The following is a 13246-nucleotide window of genomic DNA, read 5'->3' as shown; positions in this document are numbered from 1 at the left end:
AGATCAGTCTTCGACCTCGCAATGACTCACCATCCGCCATTTACCGGTAATGACCCGCGTTTCACCTGTGACCCGTACGACACCCGCGCTTCGGATATCCGCACTCGACGCACCAACACGAATTTCAAACTCGCCCGGTTCCACCACGCGTTCACCATTACGGCGAGTGAAATTGAGCATATCGGTTGGGATGCTGAACGTGAGTCGAGCGCTAGCACCAGGTTCAAGATGAACACGCTGGAAGGCTTTCAACTCTTGCACCGGGCGCACCATTGACGCCACTTTATCGTGAACATAAAGCTGCACCACTTCGCTGCCCGCGACGGTCCCGCTGTTGCGAACGATGACGCTAACCGTCACCACGCCACTGTCGCTGGGGACACTATCGCTTTCAATTTGTAGCGGGCTGTAGTCGAATTCCGTCCACGTCTTACCGAAGCCAAACGGATAGCGTGAGCCAAAATGGAACGCGAACGGTGTACCGCCGCTTTTGAGTTTATGGTTGTAGTAATACGGCACGGCACCGGCACTTTTCGGGATGGACACCACCAGTCGCCCGCCTGGTTCTGCGCGCCCGGTAAGCACATCGGCGATCGCGTATCCGCCCTCTTGCCCAGGCGCCCAGGCCATCAGCAATGCCGCAACGTTGTCTTCCTGCCCGCCTAAATTATACGGACGCCCGCCGGTCATCACGACGACGACCGGTTTGCCTGTCGCGATGAGTTGATCGAGTAATTGTTGCTGTACGCCAGGTAGCGCCAGGCTATCGGTATCGGAGCCTTCGCCAACGGTGCCACTCTGGAACAAACCGGATAAATCCCCCACGCATAACACCACTACATCACTTTGTTCGGCTGTTTTCACCGCGTCAGGAATCAAAGAAATATCGTGTGAAACGGGCGATGACTGCATCGGTTTTCCGCCACTGTCGCCAGGGAACACCGGAGCGCCAGCCATGCGTTTTTCGATAATGTGACAGCCTTTACTGTAGTGAACATTGTCGCCGCCCAGTTGCTCGCGCAGCGCTTGCAATGGCGTGGTCACTTGTGACGTTTGCTCAAGCATATCGCTGATGATCAGATGCACCGGGAAGCTATAACCGCTCAGCAATGCCAGCGGGTCATCAGCCGTCGGGCCAATAACTGCCACGCGGGGTTTGCCGTGCAAAGGCAAAACGCCGTTGTTTTCCAGCATAGTCATGGAACGCGTTGCTACGTCGCGGGCAATTTTTCGTGTCGATTCCGTTTGCAGCACAACGCCATTTTCATCCCGGTAAGGCTGCTCAAACAAGCCAAGGCGGAATTTCTCTTTCAGTACGCGGCTAACAATTTCATCAATCTTTTCCATGGTTATCAGGCCACGTTCCACCGCTTGCGCGAGGTGGCGGGCACAGTCATCTTTCGGCAACTCCACATCCAGGCCAGCGTTAAACGCCAGCGCCGCGGATTCTGCCGCATCGTGCGAAATCCCATGATGCTGGTGCAACAAACTCACACCGCCGTAATCCGCCACTATCAGCCCGTCAAAGCCCCACTGCTCACGCAAAACGGTGGTCATCAGGAATTCATCAGAATGCCCCGGCTGGTTATCAATATCGTGATAGGCCGGCATGACCGAACCGGCGTTTGCCAGCTTCACTGCCATTTCAAACGGTAGCAAGAAGATGTCATTCAGCTCGCAAAAACCCAGATGCACCGGGGCATGATTACGCGCGCCTTCGCTAAATGAATGGCCAACGTAATGTTTGAGCGTCGCCAGCAGGTCACGTTTTTTGCCCTGCAAACCGTTGACATAATGCGTCGCCATCATCCCCACCAGCCATGGGTCTTCACCGAAAGTCTCTTCGGTACGCCCCCAACGCACATCACGCGAAACATCAAGCACGGGCGCAAGCCCCTGGTGGCAACCCGTTGAACGGGCTTCCTCACCAATCGCGGCAGCGGCGCGCTCAACAAGGTCTAAATCCCAGGTCGAACCATAATTTAGCGATGAGGGAAATAACGTCGCGTCTTTGCACAATAAACCGACTAAACACTCTTCATGAAACAACGCTGGAATACCCAGGCGAGTCTCTTCCACCAGCGTTTTCTGTAAGCGGTTGGCCGCACGCACGCCCTCTTTCGCCTCCACAATATGCGTGCCTAACGGCCTGGTAATCTGCCCGATGCCAAGTTTAAGGCGCTCAGTCAATGCCGCTTGTTCTGTGACACCGGAAAACTCATCGCTCAAATCGGTACGTTCACGATGATTACCGTCGCTTTGTAAAATCAGCCAGTACGCATGCATTTGCGCAAATTTTTCTTCCGGCGTCATACGCGACAGCAAATCGCTGACACGTTCATTTATTTTGCGGTGAGCGTCCTTATAAATGGCTGGCATCATATTCCCCTTTCAAGTTCGGTCATCCGCGCGACTGTCGCGGATATGATATCTAATCATCAATATGAGTGATGAATAGCACAGGGAACAATTGCCAGAATAACCAGCCAGATTACGTTTTTTAGTTTTTAGCCATAACTGTGACGGGATTCAAAAATATAGTGAGCACAAATCTATTTCAGTGCAAAGCGAGGGGGATAAGAGATAACTCCGTCACATTTGATAAGAAACATAAAACACAAATGAAAAATTACAATACTCCTGACAACATTCACAACATATAACTATTGGCATATTCGGGATTTTAATAAAGGTGAATGTATGTCGGTACTGGCAGAAAAGATTACCAACAAAGAAAAACTGGGGTTTGGCCTTGGCGATGCGGCAAGTCACATCGTTTTTGATTCCTCCGTCGCTATCCTGGCTTATTTTTATACCAATATTTATGGCTTGCCCCCGGCAGTAATGGGGACATTGTTTTTAGTGGTCAGAGTCCTGGATGCGATTACCGACCCTATTATGGGTGCCATTGCCGATCAAACCAAAAGCCGTTGGGGACGTTTCCGCCCATGGTTATTGATTATCTGCGTACCCTTCGCTGTCAGTTGTGTGCTGGTTTATTCAACACCAGACTTTGAACAAACCGGTAAAATTGTTTATGCCGTCCTCGCATATATATTTATGACGCTAATGTACACAGCGATTAATATTCCCTATTGCTCGCTGGGTGCCGCCATTACTTCTGACCCACAAGAGAACCTCTCTTTGCAGTCCTGGCGTTTCGCCATCGCGCCAATCGGCGGTGCGATGGGTACTGCACTGATTCTTCCGCTGGCTGATTTTATTTCTCCAACAGACAGAGCGGCGGGGATGCAGTGGGCAATGGGTATCTTTGGCGTGATTGGCTGCGTAATGTTCCTGGTTTGCTTCTTGACGACCCGCGAGCGTATTACGCCAGTCAAAGAAGAAAACCTGAATATTATGCGCGACGTGAAAGTTTTATTGAAAAACGATCAGTGGCGTATTTTGTCGGTCTATAACCTTGCAATGCTTTGCGGTGTTGTCGTACGTGGTAGCCTGTTAGTTTACTTCGTGCAATATATCCTCAACCAGGGTAGTGGCATTATTTCTATGTTTATGCTTGCCACAACTATTGCCGCTGTATTTGGCAGCTTATTTGCCAAACACCTCGGCGGCTGGATGTGTAAAATCCGGGCATCTATATGGATTAACGTCCTTAGCGCATTAGTAGGGTTATTATTCCTCGTATTACCGACTAACTACTGGATCCCAGCTTTCCTGGTACATATTTTCCTTAATATTTTGCAAGGCATTAACGCCCCTCTGCAATGGTCAATGATTACCGATGCCAATAACTACGGAGAATGGAAAACCCAACGCCGTATTACAGGTATGAACGTCGCCGCGAATATCTTCATTATCAAATTAGGGGTGGCAATTGGTGGAGCATTAACCGGTTGGGGTCTGGCGGCGTTTGGTTATCAGGCGGGCGTAGAACAGCAATCTGCTGAAGCCGTACAGGGCGTGTTGATTCTGTTTACGGTGTTACCGGCTATTTTCTACTTAATTACCGCAATCTCGATTCGTTATTATAAATTAACCGAAGAGAGAATGAACATTGTGGTCAGCGATCTGCGTGAAGGGAAATTCCAGACCGAAAGTGAAATTCCGGTGATGATGAACCCAAAAGCTTCTGTATAAGGTGATGTAGGGTGGATAAGCGATAGCGTCATCCCCCCTACAAATATTAAAGGCTCCTCATTGTTGAGGAGCCTTTTTATTACTTATTCGCTTCCGCCAGACTCAGCCAGGTTTGCACCACGGTATCCGGGTTCAGAGAAAGACTATCAATCCCCTCTTCCATCAGCCACACGGCAAAATCTTCATGGTCGGATGGACCCTGACCACAAATCCCAACATATTTACCCTGTTTCTTCGCCGCTTTGATCGCCATCGACAGCAGCGCTTTCACCGCGTCGTTACGCTCATCAAACAGCTCGGAAACCACGCCGGAGTCGCGATCCAGACCGAGAGCCAACTGAGTCATGTCGTTTGAACCGATTGAGAAACCATCGAAGTATTGCAAGAACTCATCAGCCAACAAAGCGTTGGATGGGATCTCACACATCATGATGATTTTCAGTCCGTTTTCACCACGCTTCAGTCCCTGACGCTCCAGCTCTTCAACCACGGCTTTGGCCTGCGCCACAGTACGCACGAACGGCACCATCACTTCAACGTTAGTCAGGCCCATTTCGTTGCGCACGCGTTTCATCGCCGCACATTCCAGCGCGAAGCACTCACGGAAGCTGTCGGCAATATAACGGCCTGCGCCACGGAAACCGAGCATTGGGTTCTCTTCTTCCGGCTCATAACGCTCGCCGCCGACCAGGTTGGCGTATTCGTTAGATTTGAAATCAGAAAGACGCACAATCACGCGCTTCGGCCAGAAAGCCGCGCCCAATGTGGCAATCCCTTCGGTCAGGCGACCGACATAAAACTCAACCGGATCGTCATAGCCTTTCATCATTTCACGGATTTCGTTTTGCAAAGCAGGCTCTTGCTGATCAAATTCCAGCAAGGCACGTGGATGCACGCCAATCATACGGTTGATGATGAACTCCAGACGCGCAAGACCCACGCCTTCGTTCGGCAGGCAGGCAAAATCAAATGCACGGTCAGGGTTGCCGACGTTCATCATGATTTTCAGCGGCAGGTCCGGCATGGTATCGACGGTGGAACTTTTGATGCTGAAATCCAGCAATTCCTGGTAAACATAGCCGGTGTCGCCCTCGGCGCAGGAAACGGTCACATTCTGGTCGTCGGTCATGCGTTCTGTCGCGTCTCCGCAACCCACTACCGCAGGAATTCCCAGTTCACGGGCAATAATCGCCGCATGGCATGTACGCCCGCCCCGGTTGGTGACAATCGCGGCGGCCTTTTTCATGATAGGTTCCCAGTCCGGGTCAGTCATGTCGGTGACTAAAACGTCGCCTGGCTGGATGCGGTTCATCTCGCTGATGTCGTGAATCACTTTCACCGGACCCGCACCAATGCGATGGCCGATGGCACGTCCTTCAGCAATGATTTTGCCTTGAGAATGAAGCTGATAACGCTCCATCACCTGGCCCTGAGAACGCACGGTTTCCGGACGAGCCTGGACGATAAACAGCTTGCCCGTATGCCCATCTTTAGCCCACTCGATATCCATCGGGCGGCCGTAGTGCTTCTCGATTTGCACCGCTTGCTTCGCCAGTTCCTGCACTTCTTCCGGTGTGATAGAGAACTTATCGCGATCGGCCTGCGGTACATCTTCGATACGCACCTGCTTGCCATGCTCCTGACTTGGCGCGTACACCATCCGGATTTTTTTAGAACCCATATTACGACGCACAATCGACGGTTTACCCGCCGCAAGTGTCGGTTTGTGAACGTAGAATTCGTCCGGGTTGACTGCGCCCTGCACCACCATTTCACCCAGGCCATAAGCGGAGGTGATAAACACCACCTGGTCGAAACCAGATTCAGTGTCGATGGAGAACAGCACGCCGGAAGACGCGAGATCTGAACGCACCATGCGTTGCACACCAGCGGAAAGCGCCACACCACGGTGGTCATAACCCTGGTGAACGCGATAAGAGATAGCGCGGTCGTTAAACAACGAAGCAAAGACGTGTTTCACGGCAATCAATACCGCGTCATATCCTTGCACATTGAGGAAAGTTTCTTGTTGTCCGGCAAACGATGCATCCGGCATATCTTCGGCTGTCGCTGAGGAACGCACGGCGAAAGAAGCATCAGCATCGTCAGAGGAAAGTTGTTCGTAGGCATCGTGAATGGCTTTTTCCAGCTCAGGCTGGAAAGGCGTGTCGATTATCCATTGGCGGATTTGCGCACCTGCTTTTGCAAGCTCAGTGACATCATCAATATCCGTTTTATCCAGCAGCTCATAAATACGCTGGTTCACCCCACTTTGGTCAAGAAACAAGTTAAACGCTTCGGCCGTGGTGGCAAAACCATTCGGCACGGAAACACCCATACCAGAAAGGTTAGTAATCATTTCACCCAGAGAGGCATTTTTGCCCCCGACCCTGTCTACATCATTCATGCCGAGTTGGTTGTACCAAAGCACCAGCGGTGACGAGTTGGACATCGAAACAATCCTTTTGTGATATATGAATGAGAAATACATTACATCCTTTTTAGATTGGCATAATTAGATGAGGGAATAAAACAGGTGAATCGTTCAAGCAAAATAAAAATTTGAATTTTTCAGATATATTTACATTTTGCATAAACCCTTGATTCTTAATTTAATCCCTATATTAATAATGGTTTAAAGAAAGAGTAAAAATGAACCATGCATTTCATTAAAAATAAAAACTACGTTTCATTTTTAATTTTGAGATGAGTATGATCCCGAAGTGTGTTGTTTTAATTTATGCTTTAGGAAATTGACGAATAAATATCAGGGACAATAAATGGATAACGCGGCAGACAGACAAGTTTTTTATATCTCCGATGGCACCGCCATTACCGCCGAAGTGCTCGGACATGCGGTGATGTCGCAGTTTCCGGTTGCGATTAACAGTATTACGCTGCCGTTTGTCGAAAACGAAAGCCGGGCGAATGCTGTGAAGGAGCAAATCAATGCCCTTTACCTAAAATCTGGTGTTCGTCCGCTGGTGTTTTACTCCATCGTTATCCCGGAAATTCGCGACATTATTTTGCAAAGTGAAGGTTTTTGTCAGGATATCGTGCAAGCGTTAGTCGCCCCTTTGCAGCAAGAATTGAAGCTTGAACCGACGCCCATTGCCCACCGTACTCACGGCCTGAATCCGGGCAACTTAATTAAATACGATGCGCGTATCGCTGCGATTGATTACACACTCGCGCATGATGACGGCATTTCGATGCGCAACCTCGACCAGGCACAAGTGATTTTGCTCGGCGTTTCGCGCTGCGGCAAAACCCCGACCAGTTTGTACCTCGCAATGCAATTTGGTATCCGGGCGGCAAACTATCCGTTTATTGCCGATGATATGGATAATATTCAACTCCCTGCGGTGCTTAAGCCGCTGCAACATAAGCTTTTCGGCCTGACAATCAATCCTGAGCGTCTCGCGGCGATTCGCGAAGAACGCCGTGAAAATAGCCGTTACGCCTCCATGCGCCAGTGCCGTCTTGAAGTTGCCGAAGTTGAAGCGCTGTTTCGCAAAAACCAGATTCGCTATCTCAACAGCACCAATTATTCGGTGGAAGAGATGGCAACTAAGATCCTCGATATCATGGGATTGAATCGTCGCATGTACTAACAAACTAGTTCAAAGGTGCAATTTTGTATGGTAGGGTGTACGCAATCTGGTGGTTACGATTCAGTTTTACGGTTGAATTCAACATAAATTGGTTTATCGTGACTGCCATCACTTCCCGGTATTCCTGCCGAGCTGAAGACAAATTTTCTGAGACACCCAATGAACAAAACAGATGAATTGCGCACCGCCCGCATCGACAGTCTGGTAACACCTGCGGAACTAGCACAGCGCCTGACGGTTTCCCAGGACGTTGCGCAAAATGTGACTGCCGCGCGTCGTCGTATCGAAAAAATCCTCAATGGCGAAGACAATCGCTTACTGGTGATTGTTGGCCCTTGCTCAATCCACGACCTGGATGCGGCGATGGATTACGCGCGCCGCCTGCAAACTGCGCGTGAAAAACACCAGCATCGCCTTGAAATTGTCATGCGGACGTATTTCGAGAAGCCGCGCACCGTGGTTGGCTGGAAAGGTTTGATTTCCGATCCTGATTTAAACGGCAGCTATCGTGTGAATCACGGCATTGAGCAGGCTCGCCGTTTACTGCTGCAAGTGAACGAGCTGGGCGTGCCGACCGCCACCGAATTCCTCGATATGGTCACAGGCCAATATATTGCCGATTTAATTAGCTGGGGCGCGATTGGTGCGCGAACCACTGAAAGCCAGATTCACCGTGAAATGGCCTCAGCCCTTTCCTGCCCGGTTGGCTTCAAAAATGGCACCGATGGCAATACGCGTATTGCTGTTGATGCCATTCGTGCTGCACGCGCCAGCCACATGTTCCTGTCGCCGGATAAAAACGGTCAGATGACCATTTACCAGACCAGCGGTAATCCGTACGGCCATATCATTATGCGCGGCGGCAAGCAGCCGAACTACCATGCAGCCGATATTGCCGCCGCTTGCGATAGCCTGCATGAGTTTGATTTACCAGAACAATTGGTCATTGATTTCAGCCACGGCAACTGCCAGAAACAGCACCGTCGCCAACTCGAAGTGTGCGAAAACGTGTGTAACCAAATTCGCAATGGTTCCCGCGCGATTGCCGGTGTTATGGCTGAAAGTTTTATTCGCGAAGGCACACAGAAAATCGTTGCCGGGCAGCCATTGGTTTATGGTCAGTCGATTACCGACCCTTGTCTGAGCTGGGAAGATACTGAGACATTGCTTGATATGCTGGCTGACGCAACAGACAGCCGCTTCTGATTTTTCGAGTCCCCTCTCCTGGGGGAGAGGGCCAGGGTGAGGGCGTCCGATACCTGAACATTTTCTCTGATCCCCTCATCCCAACCTTCTCCCCCAGGAGAAGGAGAAAAGCAATCCTTCCCCAAAATTGATCCATTCACAAATTTCTTACAAATAACACTTGATGATGAAACACAGTTTATTGATAATGATTATCATTGTTACATTGATTGTCATTTGTATACAGAGTGAAACATGGATAAAACATTCGCCCCTACGAATTCGCAATCTGCGGCCGTTCCCCGTCAGATAGACAGTAAAGCCTTGCTCGGCCCTGACGGGCGTGTGGTAATTGTCCACGAAGGCCAACAATATCAATTACGTCAGACCCAGGCAGGAAAGTTAATCCTGACCAAGTAAACAAAAAAATAGCCTTACGACTACGCAAGCCACCCAGGTTTTTCACCATCCCCAGGCAGCCAGCGCTTTTAATTTTCTTATGGAGATTTGCGCATGCCTGCTTTACACACAGTCGGATTCCGTCTGTCATTACTGACTGTTGCGGTATTTTCTGCCCTGCCCGCCAGTGCAAAAGACGATCAAATGACCGTTGTCGCCACGGGAAACCAACGCAGCACGTTCGAAGCGCCAATGATGGTTACCGTCATTGATGGCGATACTCCTGAAGGCCAGACCGCCTCTTCTGCCGCTGATATGTTGCGTAAAGTCCCGGGGATTACCGTTTCCGGCTCCGGTCGCACCAACGGTCAGGACATCAATATGCGTGGTTATGACCGCCGTGGTGTGTTGATGCTGGTTGACGGCGTCCGTCAGGGAACTGACACCGGGCACCTCAACAGCACGTTTATCGATCCTGCGTTGATCAAACGTATCGAAGTGGTGCGTGGCCCTTCTGCTCTGCTCTACGGCAGCGGTGCGTTAGGCGGGGTAATCTCATATGAAACCGCTGATGCCAGCGATTTGCTGTACGAAGGCCAAAACAGCGGATACCGCGTATTTGGAACAGGAGCCACCGGCGACCATAGCGTTGGCATGGGTGCCAGTGCATTTGGCCGCACCGACAATCTTGACGGCCTGGTGGCCTGGTCAAGCCGCGATCGGGGTGATATTCGCCAGAGCGACGGTGAAACTGCCCCTAACGATGAAAGCATCAGCAACTTCCTGACCAAAGGCACGTGGTATATCGACCCGGCGCAATCTCTGGGTGGCTCCCTGCGTTACTACAACAATGCCGCTCGTGAACCCAAAAACCCGCAAACGACGACTGCTGACCCAAGCAATCCGATGGTTGATCGTTCGACCATTCAGCGTGACGCGCAGGTGAAATACCATATCGGGCCAGAGCAAAGTGACTGGCTGAATGCTGATGCCACCGCTTACTGGTCCGAAGCGCGTATTAATGCCCAGGGTCAAACCGATGGGTCTGAATTCCGCAAACAGACCACAACGGGCGGCAAACTTGAAAACCGCAGCCGCCTGTTTACCGACAGCTTCGCCGCACATTTGCTGACTTATGGTGGTGAATATTACCGCCAGGATCAAAAACCAGGCGGCAACGCAACCGGCTTCCCACAGGCCAATATCGACTTCGGCTCTGGCTGGTTGCAGGATGAAATCACCCTGCGTGACCTGCCTGTTTCTATTCTCGCGGGTACGCGTTATGACGATTACAGCGGCAGCAGCGACGGCTATCAGGATGTGAATGCTGACGAATGGTCATCTCGTGGCGCACTGTCCGTTACGCCAACCGACTGGCTGATGTTGTTCGGTTCTTACGCACAAGCCTTCCGCGCCCCGACGATGGGCGAAATGTATAACGATGCGAAACACTTCTCGATTGGTTCCCGTTACACCAACTATTGGGTGCCGAACCCTAACCTGCGCCCTGAAACCAACGAAACTCAGGAATACGGTTTCGGCCTGCGCTTCGACGATTTAATGCTGGCTGACGACGGCATTGAATTCAAAGCCAGCTACTTCGATACCAAAGCGGAAGACTATATTTCAACTACCGTCGATTTCGCCCGCGCGACCACCATGTCTTACAACGTCCCTAACGCAAAAATTTGGGGCTGGGATATGACGGCGAAATATACCAGCGCCTGGTTCAGCCTGGATCTGGCTTATAACCGCACCCGCGGGAAAGACACCGACACCGGAGAGTGGATTTCAAGTCTGAATCCGGACACCGTCACCAGCATTCTTGACGTTCCCGTTGCACAAAGCGGCTTTTCCGTGGGCTGGGTTGGCACATTTGCTGAAAGTTCCACGCATATCAGCAGCAGCTATAGCCCGCAGCCTGGCTATGGCGTGAATGATTTCTATATCAGTTATACCGGCCAGCAGCAGTTGCGCGGGCTAACCACTTCCCTGGTACTGGGTAACGCCTTTGATAAGGAATACTGGTCGCCACAGGGGCTCCCTCAAGATGGCCGTAATGGCAAAATCTTCGTTAGTTATCAATGGTAAGGAAGCAATATGACTCAGCGTTATGAAAACTGGTTGCAGCTAAAACAACAGAACCCTAAAAAATATGCTCGCGACATAGCAAAACTGATGAATATCAGCGAAGCCGAATTAACTCATGCCCGCGTCGGGCATGATGCCTGGCGCTTGAAAGGCGAAGTGCGCGACATCCTCACCTCTCTGGAGAGCGTGGGTGAAATTAAGTCCATCTGCCGGAATGAATATGCGGTACATGAGCACATCGGGCGCTTCGAAAACCAGCAATTGCACGGTCACGCCGGGCTGGTTCTTAACCCTCGAGCGCTGGACTTGCGCCTGTTCCTGAATCAGTGGGCTTTCGCCTTCCACGTTCGCGAGGAAACTGCCCGCGGTGAACGTCAAAGCATTCAATTCTTTGACCATCAGGGCGATGCACTGCTGAAGGTTTACACCACTGACAACACGGATTTTGCAGCCTGGGGCCAGGTTCTCGCGACGTATATTTATGCTGACAACCCGGAGCTTGAACTGCAAGCGGCGGAAGAAAGTGTCATGACGCCAGCTGTTGATGGCCGCCTGGTTGAAGACGAATGGCGCGCCATGCGTGACGTGCATCAGTTCTTCGGGCTGCTCAAACGCCACCAGCTTACGCGCCAACAAGCGTTCCGACTGGTCGCAGAAGACCTAGCGTGCCAGGTTGATAACAGCGCACTTTCACAACTGCTGGCGATGGCTAAGCAAGACAAAAACGAAATCATGGTGTTTGTTGGTAACAAGGGCAGCGTGCAGATTTTCACCGGCGTCGTTGAAAAAGTCGTGCCGATGGAGAACTGGATTAACATTTTCAACCCACAATTCACGCTGCACTTGCTGGCTGACACCATCGCTGAAAGCTGGATCACACGTAAGCCAAGCGGCGACGGTTTTGTTACCAGCCTTGAATTGTTTGCCGCCGATGGCACGCAAATCGCTCAACTTTACGGCCAACGTACTGAAGGCGAACCGGAGCAACAACAGTGGCGCACTCAGCTTGAGGCGCTGGTAAGTAAAGGGCTGGCCGCATGAAACGCTGGCTAATTGCCCTGCTTGCAATGCCTGTGGTTGTCACCGCCAGTGAACGGGTGGTAGCAATTGGCGGTGACGTGACAGAAATTGCCTATGCATTAGGTGCGAGCGACCAGTTAGTCGCTCGTGACAGCACCAGTCTGCATCCGGCGGCGGCAACCAAACTGCCTGACGTTGGCTATATGCGTCAGCTTAATGCCGAGGGGATTCTGGCAATGCGCCCAACGTTGGTGCTGGCGAGCGCGCAGGCGAAACCCTCACTGGCGCTGGAGCAGGTTGCCAGCAGCCACGTCAAAGTCGTGACGATTCCCGCCGCAAATTCGCTGGATGGGATTGATGACAAGATTGCTGCGGTCGCGCAGGCCATGGGAAAAACGGCCCAGGGCGACGCTTTGCGCCAGCAAGTCCATACCAGGCTGGCGGCGATCCCTGAGAACCCACTGCCGGTAAAAGTGCTGTTTATCATGAGTCATGGCGGCATGACTGCGATGGCTGCCGGGCAAGAAACTGCGGCAGATGCCGCAATTCATGCCGCTGGTTTGCAAAATGCGATGCAAGGTTTCAAACGTTACCAGCCCATGTCGCAGGAAGGTGTGATTGCCAGCCAGCCACAACTGGTGCTGGTCACTGCCGACGGCGTGAAAACACTGGGCGGTGAAGATAACGTCTGGAAGTTACCGGGGCTTGCGCAAACCCCTGCCGGGAAAAACCGCCAGCTATTAGTGGTGGATGATATGGCACTGCTGGGTTTTGGCCTGCAAACACCGGATGCGATTCTTGCATTACGTCATAAAGCGGAGCAATTGCCTTGATAC

9 protein-coding genes are annotated in these 13246 nt (G+C 51.4%); 7 read left to right on the top strand and 2 right to left on the bottom strand.

Annotated elements, in window-relative coordinates; all coding sequences use genetic code 11:
* Nucleotides 1–3 precede the first annotated feature (3 nt).
* Nucleotides 4–2379 (bottom strand): glycoside hydrolase family 3 N-terminal domain-containing protein, encoded by a 2376-nt coding sequence (locus GBAG_RS07905; protein WP_034494833.1) that lies wholly within the window; start codon nucleotides 2377–2379, stop codon nucleotides 4–6.
* A gap of 321 nt (nucleotides 2380–2700) precedes the next feature.
* Here GBAG_RS07905 and GBAG_RS07900 point away from each other — a divergent pair, with 321 nt between their 5' ends.
* On the top strand, nucleotides 2701–4101 hold the full coding sequence (locus GBAG_RS07900; protein WP_034494831.1) for a glycoside-pentoside-hexuronide (GPH):cation symporter: 1401 nt from the start codon (nucleotides 2701–2703) through the stop codon (nucleotides 4099–4101).
* A 79-nt stretch (nucleotides 4102–4180) separates the two neighbouring features.
* Here the strand turns inward: GBAG_RS07900 and ppsA are convergent, their stop codons facing one another.
* Complete coding sequence (gene ppsA / locus GBAG_RS07895) at nucleotides 4181–6592, bottom strand: phosphoenolpyruvate synthase (RefSeq protein WP_034494829.1); 2412 nt, start codon at nucleotides 6590–6592, stop codon at nucleotides 4181–4183.
* A gap of 289 nt (nucleotides 6593–6881) precedes the next feature.
* On the opposite strand from ppsA, the gene ppsR reads away from it, so the two are divergent.
* The 6 genes from ppsR to GBAG_RS07865 all read left to right on the top strand — a co-directional run bounded on the left by ppsR (nucleotide 6882) and on the right by GBAG_RS07865 (nucleotide 13243).
* Entirely contained in the window at nucleotides 6882–7715 is an 834-nt protein-coding gene (gene ppsR / locus GBAG_RS07890; RefSeq protein WP_034494827.1) for a posphoenolpyruvate synthetase regulatory kinase/phosphorylase PpsR, read from the top strand.
* 159 nt (nucleotides 7716–7874) lie between these two features.
* The gene (gene aroH / locus GBAG_RS07885; RefSeq protein ID WP_034494825.1) at nucleotides 7875–8921 is read left to right on the top strand and encodes a 3-deoxy-7-phosphoheptulonate synthase AroH; all 1047 of its coding nucleotides are present in this window, start codon (nucleotides 7875–7877) and stop codon (nucleotides 8919–8921) included.
* Between the two features lie 234 nt (nucleotides 8922–9155).
* Complete coding sequence (hemP, locus tag GBAG_RS07880) at nucleotides 9156–9320, top strand: hemin uptake protein HemP (RefSeq protein ID WP_034494823.1); 165 nt, start codon at nucleotides 9156–9158, stop codon at nucleotides 9318–9320.
* 93 nt (nucleotides 9321–9413) lie between these two features.
* Nucleotides 9414–11390 carry a TonB-dependent hemoglobin/transferrin/lactoferrin family receptor gene (locus GBAG_RS07875; RefSeq protein WP_034494822.1) on the top strand — a complete coding sequence of 659 codons (1977 nt, stop codon included), beginning with the start codon at nucleotides 9414–9416 and terminating at the stop codon, nucleotides 11388–11390.
* Nucleotides 11391–11399: 9 nt separating this feature from the next.
* Nucleotides 11400–12431 carry a hemin-degrading factor gene (locus GBAG_RS07870; protein ID WP_034494821.1) on the top strand — a complete coding sequence of 344 codons (1032 nt, stop codon included), beginning with the start codon at nucleotides 11400–11402 and terminating at the stop codon, nucleotides 12429–12431.
* Nucleotides 12428–13243, top strand: a complete 816-nt coding sequence (locus GBAG_RS07865) for a heme/hemin ABC transporter substrate-binding protein (RefSeq protein ID WP_034494820.1) — start codon at nucleotides 12428–12430, stop codon at nucleotides 13241–13243. Before GBAG_RS07870 ends, GBAG_RS07865 begins: the two co-directional genes overlap by 4 nt.
* Nucleotides 13244–13246: the final 3 nt, after the last annotated feature.

It is taken from the genome of Buttiauxella agrestis ATCC 33320 (assembly GCF_000735355.1).
In the GTDB taxonomy this organism is placed as follows: Bacteria; Pseudomonadota; Gammaproteobacteria; order Enterobacterales; family Enterobacteriaceae; genus Buttiauxella; species Buttiauxella agrestis.
Note: the sequence above shows the minus strand (reverse complement) of the source record. Positions and strands in the feature narration are given on the sequence as shown.

What these genes read in the sequence shown, in the direction of transcription:
- GBAG_RS07905 (WP_034494833.1), bottom strand. Translation starts at nt 2,379, where the DNA reads ATGCCAGCCATTTATAAGGACGCTCACCGCAAAATAAATGAACGTGTC.
- GBAG_RS07900 (WP_034494831.1), top strand. Translation starts at nt 2,701, where the DNA reads ATGTCGGTACTGGCAGAAAAGATTACCAACAAAGAAAAACTGGGGTTT.
- ppsA (WP_034494829.1), bottom strand. Translation starts at nt 6,592, where the DNA reads ATGTATTTCTCATTCATATATCACAAAAGGATTGTTTCGATGTCCAAC.
- ppsR (WP_034494827.1), top strand. Translation starts at nt 6,882, where the DNA reads ATGGATAACGCGGCAGACAGACAAGTTTTTTATATCTCCGATGGCACC.
- aroH (WP_034494825.1), top strand. Translation starts at nt 7,875, where the DNA reads ATGAACAAAACAGATGAATTGCGCACCGCCCGCATCGACAGTCTGGTA.
- hemP (WP_034494823.1), top strand. Translation starts at nt 9,156, where the DNA reads ATGGATAAAACATTCGCCCCTACGAATTCGCAATCTGCGGCCGTTCCC.
- GBAG_RS07875 (WP_034494822.1), top strand. Translation starts at nt 9,414, where the DNA reads ATGCCTGCTTTACACACAGTCGGATTCCGTCTGTCATTACTGACTGTT.
- GBAG_RS07870 (WP_034494821.1), top strand. Translation starts at nt 11,400, where the DNA reads ATGACTCAGCGTTATGAAAACTGGTTGCAGCTAAAACAACAGAACCCT.
- GBAG_RS07865 (WP_034494820.1), top strand. Translation starts at nt 12,428, where the DNA reads ATGAAACGCTGGCTAATTGCCCTGCTTGCAATGCCTGTGGTTGTCACC.